This is a genomic window from Fructobacillus cardui (assembly GCF_963580785.1).
Classification (GTDB): domain Bacteria; phylum Bacillota; class Bacilli; order Lactobacillales; family Lactobacillaceae; genus Fructobacillus; species Fructobacillus cardui.
Genome location: NZ_CAUZLS010000001.1, coordinates 56,681 through 75,326 on the forward strand (window position 1 = coordinate 56,681; position 18,646 = coordinate 75,326).

24 protein-coding genes, 1 tRNA gene and 1 other annotated feature are annotated in these 18,646 nt (G+C 41.6%); of the genes, 1 reads left to right on the top strand and 24 read right to left on the bottom strand.

Annotated elements, in window-relative coordinates; all coding sequences use genetic code 11:
- Positions 1-117 precede the first annotated feature (117 nt).
- The 6 genes from AABI20_RS00265 to AABI20_RS00290 form a co-directional block, all read right to left on the bottom strand.
- A complete protein-coding gene (locus AABI20_RS00265; RefSeq protein WP_338346431.1) occupies positions 118-1,212 on the bottom strand; it encodes a M24 family metallopeptidase in 1,095 nt (364 codons plus the stop codon).
- A 180-nt stretch (positions 1,213-1,392) separates the two neighbouring features.
- Positions 1,393-1,707: a 50S ribosomal protein L27 gene (gene rpmA, locus AABI20_RS00270; protein WP_047975143.1), complete on the bottom strand. Its 315-nt coding sequence runs from the start codon at positions 1,705-1,707 to the stop codon at positions 1,393-1,395.
- Between the two features lie 27 nt (positions 1,708-1,734).
- Entirely contained in the window at positions 1,735-2,034 is a 300-nt protein-coding gene (rplU, locus tag AABI20_RS00275) for a 50S ribosomal protein L21 (protein ID WP_047975142.1), read from the bottom strand.
- A 13-nt stretch (positions 2,035-2,047) separates the two neighbouring features.
- Positions 2,048-2,123 (bottom strand) — a sequence feature (ribosomal protein L21 leader region).
- A gap of 140 nt (positions 2,124-2,263) precedes the next feature.
- The gene (locus AABI20_RS00280; protein ID WP_047975141.1) at positions 2,264-2,836 is read right to left on the bottom strand and encodes a TetR/AcrR family transcriptional regulator; all 573 of its coding nucleotides are present in this window, start codon (positions 2,834-2,836) and stop codon (positions 2,264-2,266) included.
- Between the two features lie 171 nt (positions 2,837-3,007).
- A complete protein-coding gene (gene pnuC / locus AABI20_RS00285) occupies positions 3,008-3,772 on the bottom strand; it encodes a nicotinamide riboside transporter PnuC (RefSeq protein ID WP_047975140.1) in 765 nt (254 codons plus the stop codon).
- 42 nt (positions 3,773-3,814) lie between these two features.
- Positions 3,815-4,141 carry a DMT family transporter gene (locus tag AABI20_RS00290; RefSeq protein ID WP_047975139.1) on the bottom strand — a complete coding sequence of 109 codons (327 nt, stop codon included), beginning with the start codon at positions 4,139-4,141 and terminating at the stop codon, positions 3,815-3,817.
- Between the two features lie 172 nt (positions 4,142-4,313).
- Here AABI20_RS00290 and AABI20_RS00295 point away from each other — a divergent pair.
- A tRNA-Arg gene (locus AABI20_RS00295) sits at positions 4,314-4,387 on the top strand.
- A gap of 135 nt (positions 4,388-4,522) precedes the next feature.
- Here AABI20_RS00295 and AABI20_RS00300 read toward each other — a convergent pair.
- The 18 genes from AABI20_RS00300 to AABI20_RS00385 form a co-directional block, all read right to left on the bottom strand.
- Positions 4,523-5,074: a DUF1003 domain-containing protein gene (locus AABI20_RS00300; RefSeq protein WP_338346433.1), complete on the bottom strand. Its 552-nt coding sequence runs from the start codon at positions 5,072-5,074 to the stop codon at positions 4,523-4,525.
- Positions 5,075-5,086: 12 nt separating this feature from the next.
- On the bottom strand, positions 5,087-5,980 hold the full coding sequence (locus tag AABI20_RS00305) for an N-acetylmuramoyl-L-alanine amidase (protein WP_338346435.1): 894 nt from the start codon (positions 5,978-5,980) through the stop codon (positions 5,087-5,089).
- An 11-nt stretch (positions 5,981-5,991) separates the two neighbouring features.
- Complete coding sequence (locus AABI20_RS00310; protein WP_338346437.1) at positions 5,992-6,303, bottom strand: phage holin, LLH family; 312 nt, start codon at positions 6,301-6,303, stop codon at positions 5,992-5,994.
- 33 nt (positions 6,304-6,336) lie between these two features.
- Entirely contained in the window at positions 6,337-6,594 is a 258-nt protein-coding gene (locus AABI20_RS00315) for a hypothetical protein (protein WP_338346440.1), read from the bottom strand.
- Between the two features lie 131 nt (positions 6,595-6,725).
- Positions 6,726-7,196, bottom strand: coding sequence for a hypothetical protein (locus tag AABI20_RS00320; RefSeq protein WP_338346441.1), 471 nt, complete (start codon positions 7,194-7,196; stop codon positions 6,726-6,728).
- Positions 7,197-7,205: 9 nt separating this feature from the next.
- On the bottom strand, positions 7,206-8,363 hold the full coding sequence (locus tag AABI20_RS00325; protein WP_338346443.1) for a BppU family phage baseplate upper protein: 1,158 nt from the start codon (positions 8,361-8,363) through the stop codon (positions 7,206-7,208).
- Between the two features lie 9 nt (positions 8,364-8,372).
- On the bottom strand, positions 8,373-8,765 hold the full coding sequence (locus AABI20_RS00330; protein WP_338346444.1) for a hypothetical protein: 393 nt from the start codon (positions 8,763-8,765) through the stop codon (positions 8,373-8,375).
- On the bottom strand, positions 8,762-9,106 hold the full coding sequence (locus AABI20_RS00335) for a hypothetical protein (protein ID WP_338346445.1): 345 nt from the start codon (positions 9,104-9,106) through the stop codon (positions 8,762-8,764). Before AABI20_RS00335 ends, AABI20_RS00330 begins: the two co-directional genes overlap by 4 nt.
- Positions 9,099-10,160, bottom strand: a complete 1,062-nt coding sequence (locus AABI20_RS00340; protein WP_338346446.1) for a prophage endopeptidase tail family protein — start codon at positions 10,158-10,160, stop codon at positions 9,099-9,101. The genes AABI20_RS00335 and AABI20_RS00340 overlap by 8 nt, the downstream gene beginning before the upstream one ends.
- 21 nt (positions 10,161-10,181) lie before the next feature.
- The gene (locus AABI20_RS00345; RefSeq protein ID WP_338346447.1) at positions 10,182-11,009 is read right to left on the bottom strand and encodes a phage tail domain-containing protein; all 828 of its coding nucleotides are present in this window, start codon (positions 11,007-11,009) and stop codon (positions 10,182-10,184) included.
- Positions 11,010-11,018: 9 nt separating this feature from the next.
- Complete coding sequence (locus tag AABI20_RS00350; protein ID WP_338346449.1) at positions 11,019-15,809, bottom strand: tape measure protein; 4,791 nt, start codon at positions 15,807-15,809, stop codon at positions 11,019-11,021.
- The gene (locus tag AABI20_RS00355) at positions 15,810-15,986 is read right to left on the bottom strand and encodes a hypothetical protein (RefSeq protein WP_338346450.1); all 177 of its coding nucleotides are present in this window, start codon (positions 15,984-15,986) and stop codon (positions 15,810-15,812) included.
- Positions 15,987-16,048: 62 nt separating this feature from the next.
- Positions 16,049-16,450 carry a phage tail tube assembly chaperone gene (locus AABI20_RS00360; RefSeq protein WP_338346452.1) on the bottom strand — a complete coding sequence of 134 codons (402 nt, stop codon included), beginning with the start codon at positions 16,448-16,450 and terminating at the stop codon, positions 16,049-16,051.
- A gap of 81 nt (positions 16,451-16,531) precedes the next feature.
- A complete protein-coding gene (locus AABI20_RS00365) occupies positions 16,532-17,191 on the bottom strand; it encodes a major tail protein (protein WP_203617173.1) in 660 nt (219 codons plus the stop codon).
- Positions 17,192-17,557, bottom strand: a complete 366-nt coding sequence (locus tag AABI20_RS00370; RefSeq protein WP_338346453.1) for a DUF806 family protein — start codon at positions 17,555-17,557, stop codon at positions 17,192-17,194.
- Positions 17,554-17,976 carry an HK97-gp10 family putative phage morphogenesis protein gene (locus AABI20_RS00375; protein WP_338346455.1) on the bottom strand — a complete coding sequence of 141 codons (423 nt, stop codon included), beginning with the start codon at positions 17,974-17,976 and terminating at the stop codon, positions 17,554-17,556. Before AABI20_RS00375 ends, AABI20_RS00370 begins: the two co-directional genes overlap by 4 nt.
- A complete protein-coding gene (locus AABI20_RS00380) occupies positions 17,973-18,311 on the bottom strand; it encodes a phage head closure protein (RefSeq protein ID WP_338346456.1) in 339 nt (112 codons plus the stop codon). Before AABI20_RS00380 ends, AABI20_RS00375 begins: the two co-directional genes overlap by 4 nt.
- Positions 18,292-18,621: a head-tail connector protein gene (locus AABI20_RS00385; RefSeq protein WP_338346457.1), complete on the bottom strand. Its 330-nt coding sequence runs from the start codon at positions 18,619-18,621 to the stop codon at positions 18,292-18,294. The genes AABI20_RS00380 and AABI20_RS00385 overlap by 20 nt, the downstream gene beginning before the upstream one ends.
- Positions 18,622-18,646: the final 25 nt, after the last annotated feature.

Here is an 18,646-nt window from a genome sequence, read left to right on the forward strand (position 1 = left end):
GTGATAAAAATTAAATAAATCTCATTACCTAGTTAAATTAAATCACTAAGTTATTTTCCAAAATTAAAAAGGCCGAACACATCCGAGTTCGGTCTTTATTGAAATCACTTATACAAATTAGTCAACTGGTAAAACAATCAAGTCCTTTGGCAAATCAGCAGTCAAGACTTCATGGCCATCTTTTGTAATCAAGACATCGTCTTCAATCCGGACACCACCCTTGCCGGTCAAATAAATTCCAGGTTCAACCGTCAAAAGGTTACCAACCTGAACTTCATCACTTGACCGTGATGAAAGATATGGACCTTCGTGGATATCCAAACCAGCGCCGTGGCCAGTTGAGTGTTGGAATTCTTCACCGTAACCCTTTTCCGTGATAAAGTCACGGGCAACGCGGTCAACTTCAGAAGCTGAAATACCAGCCTTCAAAACATCAATCGTGTTTTCGTTGGCTTCCTTGACGATTTCATAAATCTTCTTCAATTCAGGATCAACTTCGCCCAAGGCAAACGTCCGAGTAACGTCAGATGTGTAGCCATCAACGTAGTAACCGAAGTCAACAGTAACCAATTCACCAGCTTCCAACTTCTTATCACTGGCCATTCCGTGTGGCATCGCTGAACGGTAGCCAGAAGCGACAATCGTTTCAAAGGAAGGCTTTTCCGCCCCAAACTCCTTTTGCAAGACATCCAAGCGGTTGGCAACTTCCTTTTCAGTCATCCCAACCTTAACTTCCTTCAACAAAGCATTGAAGGCCTTAATTGATGCTTGAGCAGCCTTGCGCAAAGCATCAGCTTCTTGGTCATCCTTTGTTTCACGCAACGCTTCAACTGCGCCAGGAACGGCGTCAAAGCTAACGTTAGCCGGCAACAAATCGTCCAATTCTTCATAGAAAGCGTATGGCAAATCAGATTCGAAGCCAAGCTTTTCAATTCCAAACTCGCGAACAATTTCCACAGCCTTTTCATAGTATTGACGCGTAACCTTTAGTGAAACACCCTGTGGTAACGTACCAACATACTCGTTTTCGTAACGAGCATCCGTGATGAAAGCGGCATCAGCCAATGATACAACCAAGACACCATCACCAGGAACCCCACCAAAACCAATCAGGTAGTTCAAGTTCGAGGCATTAGAAATAATCATTCCCTGCAAGTCCAACTTCTTCAACAGCTTTTGAAACTTGTTCAAACGTTCTTCATAAAATCCCACGGTATGACCCTCCAAATTTTAATATATCTTGCGGTTATTGTACCATAAGTTTGAAGCTCTCTAAAATAAAGTTCTCATTTTATTTTAAGAAATACAAAATGCTCGTCCAATGTTTCAAAAAACCGAATAATGCAAAAATTTGGGCAAAAAAAAACAGCCAAAGCTGTTTTTCCCAATTAGTTAGGCGTTAGCAAGTAACTGATTGTATTCTTCCCGAGTATAAACGGAAACTTGGCGCTTGTCGCGACCCTTGCGTTCGAACTTAACAACACCGTCAGTCAAAGCAAAAAGTGTGTCATCGCCACCCTTTTTAACGTTTTGACCTGGGTAGATGTGCGTTCCACGTTGGCGGTAAATGATTGAACCAGCAGTCAAGGCTTGTCCATCAGCAACCTTCGTACCTAAACGACGACCAGCTGAGTCACGACCGTTGGCAGATGATCCACCCCCCTTGTGGTGGGCAAAGAGTTGCAAGTTATCTTGATTCATCAACATAAGTCTATTCTCCTTTAACAGTGATGATTACGCGATGGAATCAATCTTCACGCGTGTATATGGTTGGCGGTGTCCCTGCTTTGTGTGGGAATGCTTCTTAGGACGGTACTTGAAAGTAACAACCTTCTTTTCCTTCCCTTGCTTTTCAACAGTTCCAGAAACCTTAGCACCATCAACAAATGGGGTACCGATCTTTGAGTCAGTCAAGACGACTTGGTCGAAAACAACCTTGTCCCCTTCTTGTGCGTCCAACTTTTCAACAAAGATGGTATCGCCTTCAGCGACTTTGTATTGCTTGCCGCCAGTAACAATAATTGCGTAGGCCATTATTGAATTCTCCTTTTATACTTAGACTCACCATCTCGAGGCGGCTATCGCTAGCTTCTTGAACCTGAGATGTGTGGTTGTAGCTGCGCTAACAACTAATTAAGTTTATCAAAGTTCCCTGGTTTTATCAAGGAAATCTTTATTTTTAGCCGTTTTGACGCATAATCGAAGCAATAATTCCAATGTGCTTCCACTAATTTAGATTTATTTAATTTTGCGTCATTAGCAACTAAACGTCAAAATCAAAAAGTAATAATCCCGTCTTTTTCGTCCTCGTCATCGTTACCCGCCAAATTTCACGAAATTCTTCGAGAATTTCATCATAGGTCAGCGCCATCGAATCTTGTAGCCACAAAGACACACAAGCCCAAAAACCAGCGACAATGATTTCCCATTGATAAATCAAGTGTTTCTTTAATCTTTCATCACTTACATCAGCCAAGGCCCGATCACGTTGTTCGCGTAGCGCAGCCATTAAATCAACCATTAAAGACTTATCCTGACCGTTATTCAAAACGGCATTATAGAATATTCCTTGCTCCGAAATAACTTCCAACACTTCACGTACACGAAACTTTCCTTCAGTCTTTTCCGTAAACTGACGAATAAGTTCCCGATTGACATCATTGATCAAGTCCGCCTTATTATTATAGTGTCGGTAAAAGGTTCCACGAGTCACGCGACCCTTCAACAGTAATTCGGCAATTGAGAAACGATCTGTTCTTGATAATAATTCAATCGCTGCTGAACGAAGAACCTGCCTTGAACGTAAGACACGAGCATCCGTTAACTTCTTAGTCATGTAACTTCTCCAATCTTTAAAAGGATAAAGCGATTCAACTTGTCTTGATTATAACAACAAAGAATTAAATTGACTTAAATATCAAGTAAATTAACACAAAAGGTCGAATAATTGTCCTAAACGACAATTATCGGCCTTTTGTGTTGGTAAAAATATGACAGCTACCAAGCCTTATTTAGCATCAGCTGCCTTAGTAGCTCGTGACCATGGCGAGAAGAACAGGCCAATCACATCGTTTCCTAAATAAAGGATATAAGTTGCAAACAAGACCCAGTTAGCGTCCCCCTGCAATGCCGTTACGCCCCAAAGAGTCACTGACATTAAGCCTTGCAACGTCCACATCCAATACTGTGAGTGGAACTTGGCAATCGTTAATCCAGCCCCTGTTACACCAATCGCAGCAGAGAAGGCATCAAGCCATGGCCGTGGAGAAATCAGCAAGTGTGTATCCATCATGAAAAGCAAGAAGAACGCCACTACGAACGTTACCAAGGCCAACAGCCAGCCGTTCGTATTCATCGCCTTAATTTTCCGGTTTTGCCAAGCATTACCGAAGAACATGAAATTCAAATCCAATGACACCACATAAACCATCTGCATCACGATATCAGAGTAGTTTTTTGAGTGAAAAGCGACAATAGAAATCAGAATTGCTGAGATAAAACCAAGCAAGCCGTTAATTCGCTTGTTGGCCGTAATAGCCAAAGTACAAGCGAAACCGATTGCTCCACCAATCATAGACAAAATCGATAAAGTTTCCAAACCATGTGGGAAACCGGTAGCCAAAATGACTACTAGACCAATTGCCAACCAGATGTAAGATTGCTTATCCCAACCAGAAAACCCCTCTTTATAATAAGACCAGGTGAAAATCTGTTTCATGTTCGTCTTTACGTCCTGCCATGTATAACCAGACGTCGATTGTTCGTTACTCATAAAACTCCTCCAACGGCTCAGGGAAAGTCTTCCCCGAACATTTTAATGTACGTTGCCAAAGATGTTAACCAAAACCACCCCTAGGACCAAAAAGGTCAGGCCAACGATTGTTTGCCAGTTCAAATGTACGTTGAACAAGACAACACTTAAGCACGTGACAACTAGTATACCACTTGCAGACCAGATTGCATAAGCGAGGTAAACGGGCATCGATTTGGCGACAAGCGCCAAAAGGTAGAAAGATAGGGCATAGCAGCTAAGAGTCAAAATTGTCGGTAACAATTTTGTAAAACCAGCCGTACTGCCAATCAAAGTCGTACCAGTCGTTTCGGCTATAATGGCCACGGCCAAATAAAAATAAGTTAACATTTCTATCTCCTTTTATGTCTGTACCCACAATTATCAGTGATGAGCCTCTAGATAACAAGGATTTCCCTGTAACAATCAGCGAACGAACTTTCTCTTTTTCCGCCTAGCAAAATTCTAATAGTAATTTTGCCTCTTTTTTGCTATTCTTAATAGTGTTAGATTTTTGTTATTTGCACTGGTAGCTCAGCTGGATAGAGCAGCCGGTTTCTACCCGGCAGGTCGAGGGTTCGACTCCCCCTCAGTGCATGAAATACGTTGATATATCAACGTTTGCAGGTCATCTGCACGACTTTTACACGACAAGGCATAAAAAACACCCCAATCTCAATCGCGAGACTAGGGTGTTTTTTATTATTTTATGTACGCCCCGAAGGGCTTTTTTTATTTAGCTTGCAAGGACGATAATTGCTTACTAATCTCGTCCAACAACTTCATTTGCATCTTTTGGATTTCAAGATTGTTGGGTTGGTCTTCGTGAATAATATGGTCCAACTTTGAGTGAAGAATCCTGATTTCTTCTTCTGATTTCAAGTTGATGTGATAATCATTCTTCGAGTTCATCCGGTCATAGTCACTGGCACGATTCTGGCTCATCATAATCAATGGCGCCTGGAGTGCAGACACCATAGATAAGAAGAGGTTAAGTAGAATGAATGGAAACGGGTCAAAATTAGCCCCAAATAGGTGTAATGAGTTGATTGTAATCCAACTAACCAGCACGACGATAAAACCAATCAGGAACGTCCAACTACCGCCAAATTTAGCCACTCTATCAGCTACCTTTTGACCTAAGGTCATCGATTGCTGAACTTGCTTATCAACATCAACAATATCATAGCTGTGGTCGTTCATCATTTTTCCCATTCGCTTGTCTAAACGATTGGTGTGCTTGTGGTCTTCTTTAATAATCTTATCAAGTTTATCTTTATTCACATCACTCTCCTATCAAGCATGATTCCAGAACTTGTCGGCATCGAACCAGATAATACCATTACCATCTAAGAAGTCGATTCCAACGGCGTTAGCGTTCTCTGAATAGCGGTCAATCGTACCAGATTGGTATTGTGGCTTGAACTGAACTTGAACGCCGTCTTCAAACGTACGGCCGTTTGGGTCAGACAAATCATTCAACAAATCAGTTGGAATACCATTGTCTGTCCATGAGAATGGGTCAGCGCACAAGTCATCGTCCATCACTTGGTAAATTCCGTTCACTCGTTGGCAAGTGTTGCAAGTGAATGCCCCACGCAGAACGAAGCGGTCGCCACCGGCTTGGAACTTTTGAATTGCGGTTTGTGCCACTGGTTGTGGTGCTGAAGTGGCTGTTTGAGTTGGCACATAACCGCCGCCATTGTTAATGGCATTAGCTCGGTCAGCAATTTCTTGCAACTTGCCAACTAATTGACCTGGGCAAGCTGTGCTAATGAACTGGGAATGTGGGAACAAGTTCTTGTATGGTACAACTTGGCCGAATCCGTAACGCTTAGCAATGTCAGCTACCAACTTAGCACTCGATTCAACAGTGGCCTGTGCAATGTCGTAAGTTGGCGCACCGTTGATATTGCAATGTTCAATACCAATTGAAGTCAAATTGGCATTCCAATCACCCGCGTGCCATGCTGTGTTGTCTTCGTCTACATAGGAGCGAATCTCGCCATTTGGACCAATACCATAGTGAGCCGAAGCTTGGCGACGGTTCCAAATGCCAGGAACTGAATCATAATCAGTCGTGGCCATATGGTGAATTACAATCTTATTAACCGAGTTACCCTGCCGTCCCTGGGTGAAATTAGGGAACGACTGAAATCCGTATTGTGTTGCTAATCCTGATACTGTCATATTCTTCCTCCTTATTTGTTCAACTCTGCAATTGCTTTTTCAACATAGCTCTCAATTTCGTCTTGGGTGAACTTTCCAGCCAATTTATTATTAGCAATTCGTGATGTTAAATCATCTACCGCCTTCTTTCGGTTTGGCAACGTGTTCAAGTCTGAATTGACCAATGCCGCTACCGCTTGGTTCGCCCATTCAGTAGCTGTTTTAACGTGTTCGTTGCGCGTGTGTGCCTTGATATAGTTATTGAATTTGTAAATAGGTGTTGCAAATACAATAATCATCATCAAGCCGAAAGTAAGCAGTGATTGTGCGTCTGTAAAATTCATAAAATTCCCTCCAAATAAAAAAGAAGACTATTGCTAGTCTTCTTGGTGTGATGTTTTTTCTAGAACGGTAATTCGTGTCTCGTGATCATCCACTCGTTCATCAATTCGGTCAACGTCTGATTGCATCAATTTCAACGTTGCATTTAGCCCGGCAAAACTCTCATTTAGTCGTTCCATTGAGTATGTCAGTGGCTTAATAACCACGTATTTCAGACCGCAAGATAGCGCCGTAATTGATGAAGCAATAATTCCTACTAGGCTCGCCCATTGATCAATTCCCCAATTTTGCATTTAGCCCCCTTTATTCTGCATAATCCTCGTTGGTTAGTTCCTTGTATTCATCAGTAGTGATATATTCATATTTCACGCAAGAATGAACAAACGCCTTATCCACGTATTGTGGGTACAATCCTTTTAACATATCAAACATTAGTAGTACCTCCCGTCACCGCTGTTGTCGTTTGTGATGTCGATTGACTAGTTGACTGTGATGCAGACTGACTAGACTGTTGCACTACCGTCGATTTCTTAGCTAGTTGAGCAGTCAATGAGGCGATTTGTGCTTTGTTCATTACAGAATCAGCCTTCAATTGAACAATCATTTGCAATAAATTAGCCAACTGCTGTTGTTGTGGATCTACATTTTGCTGAGCGTTTTTCTTTTGCTCCGCCAAATAATCTGCCATTGACTGGCCTGTCCATGAATTAGTTGATGGATTCCATACTGGATTAATCAGACCTGTTGGCTCGATTTCTGTTGAGTTGTCTACCTGTTCATGCACCGCACCAGGAATCAAAGCATAGGTGGCTGGGTCATATTTGAAATACCACTTACTGTAATCGACTGTTGGTTGCGGATTAGTGGGTGTTACCGTTTGTGTTTCGTTTACCATAATTCCTCCTTAATTAGCCCAATCATCATTTGTAATCCAAGTTCCATAGGCTTCGAAATTTGTGCTACTGCTGACATCTGTGTCAGTAAAGAAGATAGCACCGTTGCTGTTAACCTTAAGCGACGACATCTTATAATTGTTAATTATAGTCATTGAAGCCGTCCCAACTGGACGATAACCAGCTGGAATAACCATGTCGTATGCCACTGTCCACGCTGTTGCGCCATCGTAAGGCCATTTTTGAGTATCAATACTTATAAACACGACATTTCCAAATCGACTAATGGTTGCATTTAATTTTCCTATTTCAATATATTTAGTAAAACTGCTTGATTTTATTTTACCTTTAACATTAACATCTCCATCAGCATCAATGTTTCCAGCAATTGCTGCATAATCTAAATTAGCCCAACCGTGTGATTTGAAACCGCTGAATGATTCTAAACCCGACTGGAATGTTGACCAGTTCTTAGCTGTAATTGATTGTACCGTTTGGTCAATAGACTGATTCAACGTGTCTGCTTGTGTTGCTGAGTCAGCCTTACCTTCTAGGCCGTTAGGGGCAATAATCTTTTGGTCAAATGTATTGACACCTTTAAACTCGTTATCATTCGCCTTTTTGGCAAACAAATCAGCATTATATTGGTCATTCAAATTACCAATCGTGACTTTGAGCGCTTCGACAGCGTTTTCAACAGCAGTCAGGCTAGTGGTTGTAGTCGACAGTCGTTGATTCGTATCGTCAATTAAGTTCTGCACACTGTCAATAAAGATTTGTGATTGGGTCTGTGTAACCAACATCGTGTTAGCGATAACTTGGAACGAGACTGGAATCGTTGAAATGACCTTGTCCGAATAAGAAATTTGGATATAAGCGTCTTCTACTGCACCACTCGCTTGATAAAATTCTTTTGGAATAATCATAGAAAAACGACCAACAGAAATTCCTGTCTGGTCGTTAATCGTTGATGTTGCCTTAATCACGCCTTGAGCATCCTTTGCAAAAAGAGCAATGGTTTTTCCTTCAAGATTATATGGTGTAGTACCATCTTTGATTTGAAAAAACACCTCACGATTCGCATCTCCTTGTCGACCGTTCAACTGGTCGATTAAGGTGGATTGATTGGTGTTTAAGTTAGTGTTTAACTCGGCATATGTTCGTGCCATATTTCCTCCTTATTTTGCAAGAACGTTGTTTTCAACCAAAATCGCTTTTAGTTGATCTAACAGCGTCTGCATTTCTTTTAATTTACTGGTGTAATATCCTGACAGCTCTTGACCGTCAATTAAATCAATAATCGTAAAATCAACTGGTTGTAAATCGTTTCCATCATTGTCAGCAAAGCCGTTCTTGTTGGTTAGCGTTATCAACCAATTCACACAACTGCGTGCCAAATTCAAATCATTATAAATCTGTCGATAGTCGTTCACATCATAGCGAGAATAACTATCATTGAATGAAATCTCTGGAAATTCTTCAATTAAACCAATACCAATCAACCCTTTCAACAGCTCGTCATAAGACTCTTTTAACTGTTTGAATTGATTGATGACATTCAAAAAATTCATGATTGCCCTCCTTCCTGAATTTGTATCAATTTCGAAGTTGAAAGGCGACCATTGTTATCGACGGACAAAAACCACACCGAACCGTCTGGACTCTTGAGCGTGGTTATCTCGTTATCAACCTTTTGCAAATCGTCCTTAGTGGCATAGTTGCTCAGGTCTGACGTTTTAGCATACCCAGACAAATCGACTTTTGGAATTTGACTGATAGCCGTGGTTAAGTCAGTTGTTTTAGCAAAAACAGCCAATTTATCGTCTAAACCATCGACTGCTTGAACGTGGGTCTTGGCATACGCCCGGTTACCGTTGGCGTCAGGATATTGGACAATGGGTGTATCAGCCATTTTCGCTTACCTTTCCGACCGTCCACATGTTAAATGAAAAGCCTTTGTTTTTATTGTTCAATTGGATGTTAGCCAATTTTTTGGAATTAGCATTAAACGAATCCAAGAAATTTTGCATCGTGTTATTCAACGTCACTTGCACGTTGTTCTTTAAAAACGGTGTATCAACAATTGACACGACTTGAAGTTTCGTGGCGATACCATTTTCTGGAATAACCAGAGTCCAAATATCGCCCATGTGTACATCATTCTCTTGCACGCTAATCGTAAGCGACAGATTTGGCACCGTGACCATTTTGGCTTTGGCACTGGCAATATTAGGACCTGTGTTGTTGTCTTGGTCATTCTCTACTCGTTCGCCATCACGAATACCCCACTGTTTGATTGAGTCATCGTCTGTGATATAAAACGGCTCAAATTGTGGTGTTTCGTTGGTCGATACAATCTGAATTCGGTTAACAATACCAGACGAATCGTACTGTAATTGCACATCGCTGGTATTATTGCGGTAGAAGAACTGTTTGCCGACATCGTTGGTCCAATTGGCCTCGCTGTATAAATTAACAGTGTAGTTATCCGGAACAATGGCATACACATTGAATGTTGAAGCAATCGTACTTAGACCGTCCGTGATGGAACAGTTGCCAAAATCAGTAATCGTGTGAGAACTATTAAGATTGCCAACCACATTGAACGAATACCCCTGTATATCGCCAGTCAAAAACTGTAAGGCAGATTGAATCGTATAGGACACATCCCCTTTTTGCACAGCGTTCTGCCGACGATTATTCAACTGATAAAAGACATGAGTAGCCGTGATTTGAACGGTGTGTACACCGCCAGAATAGCCATCTGTTGACTGTTTGATGATATACTCTTGTCCTGCCCAAAATACGCTGTTTTCAACTGTTAATAGACTAAAAGCAAGGCTCTCATCATCGTATGCCGTGAACGCAATCTGATAGCTGTTATTCTTCTCCCACGTGGTTTGTAGCGTTGAAAAATCAAGCGATGGTACTGGAACGGTCGTTGTCTGGTCTCTTGATCGCACCACCAATTTGTCTTGACTCTTCAATTAAAAATACAGAAACGGGAACGACACCGTGACGTCAACGTTCGATAGACCAGATACCGTTATGTTGTTATCGCCACGGGCTAGAATGATATGGCCAAAGTCCGTATCAATTCCGCCCTGTGTGCCGTTCTTAGCTAGTGTAATGCCATTCATAACCAACGTGTCTGAACTTCCTAGAATAGTGTTAGCAGTGAAACTAGTACCGTTCGTGGCATTGGTAATCGTTACGCTTTGTCCTACTCCCTTAATTGTCCAAACCAGTTGATGGTGTTGGATGTATGGGTCAATTTCCAGGTCACTTGGGTTGAAAACGTTGAAATTATTACTATTAAAGTGATAATTGGGTAAACTATCCAAATCGAGGTTCATACCAAATGACAACTTGTCCTGATTGTTGCCCAGCTCGTCACTATTAAAGGGTGTCAGCTTTGTCCCGCTCACAATCGTGAAAGCTAAGTCAACCTTAGCATCATCACTGTTAGCTAATGGGTTGATATCCGTTGGGTTAGCCAGAACCCACATGGCTTTCCCTGGATCATCGCTTGACCTGATTCTGATTGGCACTCTGGCATACAATTCACGTTGTAGTGCCGACTTTGCCAAGTTGAATTCTGAACGGTTACGACCTTCAATAAAAAAGGAAGCGACGGCCGTTGAACTATTGAAAGACACTGTCTGTAATAGCTGGCCATCACTTCCCTGAATCGAGTTATAAGTCGGTGTCAACTGGGGTGCCCCGACATTTAATTCTAAAAAACGCACAGAAGGCAATTTGTCTGACAAATTTAGTTCATCATGCCCTTTGCGCATTACAAAGAAATCTGACATCTAATCCTCCTAGATTGATTGATACTTACGCATGGTATTATCACGGGCCATTTGTTCGTAGATAGCTTTTAAGCCATTATTTTGTGATCCAGAACTTAACTGTTCTTTATTAACACCTAGAATCATGCTAAGCAATGTAATCATTTGGTCCATCTTACCGACAACTTCCGAATTATCGGTTGTATTCTGGTTAGACTGTCCATCACGAGCGGCCATCGCTACTGCTGTCTTGCCAAGCAACTCAAAACCACGAGATGACTTCATGGAATCAAGCGGAATAATCATTTCCGGTTTATTTCCTTCAGCAATCTGTGCAATTTGATGACGTGATACTAGACCTCCATTTGCATAGCCGTGTCCTTCGCCAATTCCTGACATGTTCATGCCATAACGGTTCTTGATATAGGCAATAGCAGCCAACAAGTTGTCATAACCATTGAAAATGTTCTTGTGACCAGGGAAAGCATAACGATTAAACGTTGCGCTAATCGTCTGCATAAGACCTTTTGCCAAGTCACCAGTCTTCGTGTTGATGTCCGTGTAGCCACCTTGAACAGCCTTTTCATTACCGCTTGATTCGGTACTGATTTGCTTCAAGATTTTATTGACCGCCCAAGACTCGGTACTCATACCGTTTTCTTTCAACGCGTCTTTTACTTGGTCACGCCAACGTTCAACACCAGAGCCACTCGGTGCGTTACGTCCGAGACTAGACTTAATCGCTTCGAGTCCCTTCTTGAACCAGTCAGCAATTGGATTGTACAGATTATCAAAGACACCGTGAGCCATGTCACCGAAGCTGTGCAAACCATCATACATTCCCTTGGTACCTTTAACGATTAAATCAGTGACATTCTTAAGTGGGTCCTTCAAGAACTTAGTGACCATCTCATACTTGTCACCAGCCCATTCGCCTACACCCTTAGCAGTCTTGACCGTCCAATCAGTAGCACCTTTGGCAGCGCTAACAACACCACCGATTATTCCACCATTGGCGTATTTTTCAACTCCAGCCGCTTTCATGATTTGCTTGGTTTGGTCACCGTTATAGACACGAGTACCAACCGGCAATGGTAATACATGGTCACGCTTATTTGACATCTTAAGTTGACCATCTGGAAGTTGGATAAGTTCCTTCCAGTTCTCGCCCTTGCCATCGTTAATCATTGACATACGGGTTTCAACAACACCACCACGTTCAAACTTAACTGGTTTTAAATGATGAATGCTTGTTTCGTGACCAGTGAAGAATTTCCAGACAGAATCAATAGCGTCAATACCACCGTTAATGATGGATAGAACGCCATTAATACCATCTTGGGCAAATCCTTTAATATCTTTCCAGATACTGCCAAAGAAGTCAGACAAACCTTTCCACATTCCATTCCAAGTGCTACCAATCTTATCAAGTACGTTTTTAATAGTGTTATGAATGCCGTTAATCATGTTAGAGATGAACTTTGACATCCCCTTCCAGATATTGCCAAAGAACGAGCTAACTCCATTCCATACACTGTTCCATACGTTTGAGATTGTCCCTAGTACGCTTGAAATAATATTATGGATCGTCTTCATGACGTTCTGGATAATTACCTTAATCCCGTCAAAAATGAACTTAAACACTGATGAAATAATATTCAACTCGGCTTTAAAAATCTTCTGCCAAAGTTTGACGGCCGAGTTGATAAACTTACCAATGTTGTTCATAGCCGATTTAACGCCATCCGCCATTGATTTGAAAATGTTCTTAAAGAACTTTCCAATACCATTTACAAACTGACGGAACGGCTTGAAATGTTTATAAAGTAAAGCAATCGCACCACCAATTGGATTAACAATAAACAGTGCAATTTCTTTCCAGTCTTTCTTGAAGAAATTGATAACCCCCTTGAACAATTTACCGATTTCTTTTGGTAACTTTTTGAACCACTTGATTACGCCATCAAATAGTTTCTTGGCACCCTTGACGATGCCATCAACAAATTTTTTAAACTTTTTGTTGTGCTTGTAAAGTTCAACGAAGGCTGTGACAGCAAGTGTAATTCCCGTAATAATTAAAAACAAAGGATTAGCTTTTGCCCAACTGAAAGCGGCCTTCATTCCAGTACCTGTCACTTTGGCAGCAGTCAGTAATCCAGATAAAGCTTTTTTTGCTCCGCCTGTCGCTACTTTTGCTGTCCACTTCATAGCACGACCAACACCTTTAGCAGAAGCGATAATTAGCTTGAAAGCTTTTTTAACACCAGTCCAAGCCATCTTTGCTGTCCACTTCATAGCACGACCAACACCTTTAGCAGAAGCGACAATTAGCTTGAAAGCTTTTTTAACACCAGTCCAAGCCATCTTTGCTGTCCACTTCATAGCACGACCAACACCTTTAGCAGAAGCGACAATTAGCTTGAAAGTTTTTTTAACACCAGTCCAAGCCATCTTTGCTGTCCACTTTAATAGTCTTGGAATTGCTTTAGCGGTCGCAATTATTCCTCGGAAAGCTAATTTAACTCCATTCCATGCCATTTTTGCAACATACTTAATGTACTTATCAGGATTTTTTGCGAGCGCTACAATACCTTTAAATGCTTGTTTAACACCAGTCCATGCTAGTTTAGCCGTCCAAGACACGGCTTTACCGACACCTTTTGCCAGGAATTTGATAGATCCAAGCGCTAACTTGACTCCTTTCCAAGCTAATTTTCCAGTCCATTTAACTGCATTTCCAATTCCTTTAGCCAAAAACTTGATTGCACCAAATGCTTTTTTAACGCCTTTCCATGCTAATTTAGCAACCCATTTTATTCCTTTCCCAATTCCAACAACAGATTTACTGATAATTCCAAGTTCTCGTTTAGCAGACGACCCATCAACTTTTGGCTTAATAAATAATCCTTTTCCAAAAATTAGTGCTTCTTTGGCTTTTGAAACGCCCATCAACATACCGATGGTGCCTTTCAAAGCTACATTAAATCCAATCACACTAACTGCTAATGCCTTGAAAGCCTTAGGATGATCACTTGCAAATTTACCAATCATTTCGAGAAGAGGCATGGCGATTTTAAGCGTCACACCTAATGTGCTAAAACCTGCTCCTCCAACCGACTTAACTCCCTTAAAGAAGTTAATAATGTCGTCAGAATGTTTAGCTACATAGTCGCCAAAACGTTGGACACCATTAGTCAATTTCACCATAGTGTTATTGGCAAATTCGTCAAAATCTTTGCTCTTAAATGATTTACCAAATGCTGACGTAATGGTATTGAACGTCTTACTTAATTGCTGACCAAAATTGTCAAACAGCTTAACCGTTCGGTCATCAGCCACCCAATCAGACACAGCTTTAAACAGCGGGTTTTTCGTCTCCAGCAATGGTCTTGTAATTGACCCTGCCAACACATGGCTTTGTGCCTTGATTCGGCGTTGCATACCAGTAAACGTAGACATCATGTTTTCACTGGCGTCTTTGTATTTATCGCCTAATTCATTAATAACGTTAGTGGCATCTTGAGCGGAAATCTTGCCATCAGACATTTGTTTCCGCAATTGTTCCATCGTTAAATTAGAATTATGCTGAACTTCCTTTTCATATTCCAACAGTTTTTCGCCATACATTGGCAACTGGTCAGAAATCATGTTGAAGTCGCCCAACTGCAACCTCGAAGACGACATCATATGAGTGAAGTTGAGACCCAATCGTTCAACTTCTTCGTTATTCATTCCCAACGTATCAGCCAGTGTCAACATGGAACCAGTTAGCTTTTCTGTTGGCTCTTTCTGGTTGAAAACATGATAGAACTGTTGTTGCAATTCATTTACGACATCGTTTGATTGGCCAAACGCCTTAGACATGGAGTTAATGGAGTTAACCATATCCTGTCCTTTTTCGGCAGAACCGGTCAATGTATTCCAAGTGGCACCCATGACCTGTTGCTCTTTGTTGAAATCAGTACCAGCTTTTAACGCGTCAACCAAATGAGCTTTCGATGAAGCCAATCCATTAATAAACGCAGCGGAAACAATGTTAGCTCCGAAAACTTTACCAAATAAATGACCGCTCTTGTTCACACGCTCATTCATTTTAGCTAATCGCTCGTTGACTTTATCAAGACTAGACGTGTTGATTTTAATACCATGGCTATTCATGGTCCGAATCTCTGAATTAGCCTCGGCAATCTTGGCCTTCATTTGAGCAACACGAAGTTCTTGTTTCTTGTAAGCTTCCGAGTTTTTATCGCCAGACGAAGCTAATTTATCCAGTTCAGCCTGTTGTATCTTCAAGATACCATTCAGACTCTCACGATTCTTGGCTAACCCTTCCAGCTTTACCTTATTAGCTTCGTGCTCCTTACCTTCAGCCTTCAACTGCTTCACGTTGGCTTCGGTTAATTCGGTGTTGTGCTTAATGTCATCGTTAAGCTTAGCCATACCAGACGATTGGTATTTATATGACTGTTCCGCCCTATCCAATTGGCCATTGTAACTGTTTAACTGCCGTTCAGCTTTCGCCAATTCAGCCGTCAACATGCCTTGCAACTTTTGGCCTTTTTCCGTTGACGTGTTGGTATTTTCCAACGCCTGTTTCAACGATTCAACCTTAGCTGATTGCTTTTCAACAGCGGTTGTCAAGCCTTCATACTTGGCTTTTGAAGCGCCTAACTGGTCGCCAGCGGACCTCATTTGCGCTTCTTGAACCTTCCACTCGTTCGTTGACTTCTTAACGTCATCAGTGAACTCTTTCAACGTCTTGGAAGCTGAAGTTGTATCAAGAGACAGCTTGGTCGCCATCTCGTTTGTGATTTTAGCCATTTATACCTCCTTTCCTTGCTGGTCTTCCGTCAGATTGTCTGGATCAATACCAATCTCTTTCAAGAACGCATTTCGAGACAATGGACGGTCTTCTTTTGACTTGGCGTTCATAACTTCCATCATCAGGAAGTAGTCTTGCTCTTCATACTCTTCTGGCATGACGTGCAGGTTAATCATGGCTTGTTGTTCGTTGTAAGCCAAGTCCTTGAGCGCATTATCTAAGTAGTCATAGCGCTCGCTTAAGCTTTTAAATTTTCCTTTTCACCAGCCTTTTCAGCCTTGGTACCCGTGACCTCTTCAGCAAGTTTAATGGCAAACGCCATTACTTCGTCCATGTCCTTTTCTTCTTCCAATTTTTCAGCTTGTTTGTTGCTAAGCTTCAATGTTTCAGCGATATACTGGGTGGCTGTATCTGCCATTTCAATCATGCTACCCATTCCTTTGTCGCTTAATTCCAACCCTTCCACGCTATTAAAGTCTTCAAGATCATCACCTTGTTTTTCAATGTGCATTTGATCAAGTTGAATTTTATTTAACGAACGCATGAAAGAAACCGCCTTCTTGAAATTCTTGGTAGTGGTCTTAACTTCCACCTTCTTTGTTTGTCCCAATAATTCCTTAACATCAATTTTTACTGCCATTTTTGTATCTCCTTGTTTTGTATAGTTAGTGGCGCCCTTTTGGGCATAATAAAAAGCCGTCCGAAGACGACTTATAAAAAATTAATTAGATGATGAAGTTGGTGCTGGTGTTGATGGTGCTGATACCGCCGTTCCAGTAGCTGATGGGAAAATGTCGTTGAACATCTTTTGCTTGTCGAAGTTTGGAAGCCATGAGAAGTAGCGCTTACCAAATCCATCATCGCCACGTTCCAAATGTCCGAACGTCAAAACGTCTTGTGTCCGCTTTTCAGCAGTATCGTTCGTTGCGACGTTTTCTGATGCTTCTGTGACAATACCTTGGAAGAATCCAAAGTAGACTGCTTCTTGGTCGCCAAACGCGTCTGCTGACTCAACCAGCAAAGCAATTCGGTTGTTAGAGTTTGCCTTACCATTGATAGTAAAGCCACCTCGACTATCTGGCGCAGCGCCCAACATCCGTTGCTTAACTTCTGCTGGAACATGGTTAACCGTCAATACAGTTTGAGCATTACCCTTAGCGGCTGACTTGTAAACCAGCTTGTTTGAACCATAAATATCTGACAAAGCACCTTGCAAGTTCGTCATATTGGCTGATGCAATACCCATAGATGATGACTGGTCAATCATGAATACACCGCTCGTGTCTGACGCATCACCATTGATACCGTTGACACCAGTGATTACCTTGCCGTCGTCACCAATACGGGCAACCCATGCCCGCCCAATTCCTAATGTAGCCATTTAAATACCTCTTTCTGTCTTTGAGACAATAATTGTTTGATAATCTTGGAATGTGTCGGGGTCTTGAATACGACCTCGAACATTTGAAATTACATATCCGTTTGAAATTAAAAAGCGCATCAAATCTAACTCAACCGAGTCATAATCCAATGTGCTTTTTGTGCTATAAAAAATTTGAATTTCTAAGTCATACTGCATGTTTTGGAATGCGTTTGACCCGAAATCTTTAATTTGTTGCGTACTATCCGTAATAAAGATAAACGTGCTGTCCGATGGTGCGCTCGATGGAATAGATTTGACGTATACCCTGTCTGCCCAACCGAAACGCCCGTTTAACATCTTGTATAAATTACTTAATACAGTCATTTTTTGGCCTTTCTCAATTGAATATCAGACAGCTTCTTGGCCATTGCTTCGTTCGCCGCTCCCTGGAACTCGACAAAACCTTTGTCAATAAAATGAGTAGGTGCTTTCTTGACCGTTCCATCATTAACAAAACGGGCGATTCGAGCATGGTTAACACCATCTTTGCCTTTTTTGGCAAAACCAAAACCAGTATGACCATCTTCCGGTTCACCCTGAATTGGTCCGATCTCGAAACTATCTTTCAAATGGTCAATTCGTCCATGTTTACGTCTGCCGTTGTATGGCGTAACCGATGGCATGTTTTCCTTCAGAACGTCAGCGCCACTTTTCGTGACTTCTTCTCGTTCTTCAACAGTCAAATTAACTAAACCGCCTAATTGGTTCAACATACCATTCATTTGATTTTCAAAACCACTCATGGCTTATCCACCTCCTTCAATGTCAGCAAATCAAAGGTATCACGCAACGAACGGTTATCCGGACTAAAAATGACGAACCGATAGGCAATTCCATCAATTCGTACCTGCATGTTCGGCTTAATTTCGGGGTCGTGTCGTACGACAATCTGCCTCGTATCAGTTTTAGTTACACCCAACAATTGATATTGTTGATTGAACGTCTGATTACGCCAGCCAAACCAACGGGAAAACGAATAAGTGAACTTATCTTCCGGGTTGCCGTTCGTCTCATTCGGGACAGAATCGACATAACCAAATTCGCACCGGTCAGTAAACTCATTTGGATTTATCTGCATTATTAGCCTCCTCGAACAACAAATATTCGCCACGTAATTGGCCAATAATCGACTCAACCGCAACGTCTACTGGATAAGACTGGACCAATGATAACGACGTTCTAAACGTGTAATAACTACTTGCAAGGGCAATTACTGCCGTCTCGAATAGTGGTGCTACCCTTTCTTCGGTGTAGAAATCATCATAATCATATCCAATAGCATTCTTAATATAAGACTCGGCAGCAGTTGAATAACCAGTTAGCAACGCATCGTCAGCACTGCTATCAATCCTTAAGGACAGCTTCAACTTATCAATTGATACTAGCATTGTGTCCTCCTATTAGCCGCCCCAT

Bases quoted from the DNA above. Each gene is read 5' to 3' on its own strand.
- AABI20_RS00315 (WP_338346440.1), bottom strand. From the start codon at position 6,594: ATGCAAAATTGGGGAATTGATCAATGGGCGAGCCTAGTAGGAATTATT.
- AABI20_RS00365 (WP_203617173.1), bottom strand. From the start codon at position 17,191: ATGGCTACATTAGGAATTGGGCGGGCATGGGTTGCCCGTATTGGTGAC.
- AABI20_RS00385 (WP_338346457.1), bottom strand. From the start codon at position 18,621: ATGCTAGTATCAATTGATAAGTTGAAGCTGTCCTTAAGGATTGATAGC.
- AABI20_RS00310 (WP_338346437.1), bottom strand. From the start codon at position 6,303: ATGAATTTTACAGACGCACAATCACTGCTTACTTTCGGCTTGATGATG.
- rplU (WP_047975142.1), bottom strand. From the start codon at position 2,034: ATGGCCTACGCAATTATTGTTACTGGCGGCAAGCAATACAAAGTCGCT.
- AABI20_RS00290 (WP_047975139.1), bottom strand. From the start codon at position 4,141: ATGTTAACTTATTTTTATTTGGCCGTGGCCATTATAGCCGAAACGACT.
- rpmA (WP_047975143.1), bottom strand. From the start codon at position 1,707: ATGTTGATGAATCAAGATAACTTGCAACTCTTTGCCCACCACAAGGGG.
- AABI20_RS00370 (WP_338346453.1), bottom strand. From the start codon at position 17,557: ATGACTGTATTAAGTAATTTATACAAGATGTTAAACGGGCGTTTCGGT.
- pnuC (WP_047975140.1), bottom strand. From the start codon at position 3,772: ATGAGTAACGAACAATCGACGTCTGGTTATACATGGCAGGACGTAAAG.
- AABI20_RS00380 (WP_338346456.1), bottom strand. From the start codon at position 18,311: ATGCAGATAAATCCAAATGAGTTTACTGACCGGTGCGAATTTGGTTAT.
- AABI20_RS00280 (WP_047975141.1), bottom strand. From the start codon at position 2,836: ATGACTAAGAAGTTAACGGATGCTCGTGTCTTACGTTCAAGGCAGGTT.
- AABI20_RS00345 (WP_338346447.1), bottom strand. From the start codon at position 11,009: ATGTCAGATTTCTTTGTAATGCGCAAAGGGCATGATGAACTAAATTTG.
- AABI20_RS00335 (WP_338346445.1), bottom strand. From the start codon at position 9,106: ATGGCTGATACACCCATTGTCCAATATCCTGACGCCAACGGTAACCGG.
- AABI20_RS00375 (WP_338346455.1), bottom strand. From the start codon at position 17,976: ATGAGTGGTTTTGAAAATCAAATGAATGGTATGTTGAACCAATTAGGC.
- AABI20_RS00305 (WP_338346435.1), bottom strand. From the start codon at position 5,980: ATGACAGTATCAGGATTAGCAACACAATACGGATTTCAGTCGTTCCCT.
- AABI20_RS00320 (WP_338346441.1), bottom strand. From the start codon at position 7,196: ATGGTAAACGAAACACAAACGGTAACACCCACTAATCCGCAACCAACA.
- AABI20_RS00325 (WP_338346443.1), bottom strand. From the start codon at position 8,363: ATGGCACGAACATATGCCGAGTTAAACACTAACTTAAACACCAATCAA.
- AABI20_RS00330 (WP_338346444.1), bottom strand. From the start codon at position 8,765: ATGAATTTTTTGAATGTCATCAATCAATTCAAACAGTTAAAAGAGTCT.
- AABI20_RS00355 (WP_338346450.1), bottom strand. From the start codon at position 15,986: ATGATTAACCTGCACGTCATGCCAGAAGAGTATGAAGAGCAAGACTAC.
- AABI20_RS00350 (WP_338346449.1), bottom strand. From the start codon at position 15,809: ATGGCTAAAATCACAAACGAGATGGCGACCAAGCTGTCTCTTGATACA.
- AABI20_RS00360 (WP_338346452.1), bottom strand. From the start codon at position 16,450: ATGGCAGTAAAAATTGATGTTAAGGAATTATTGGGACAAACAAAGAAG.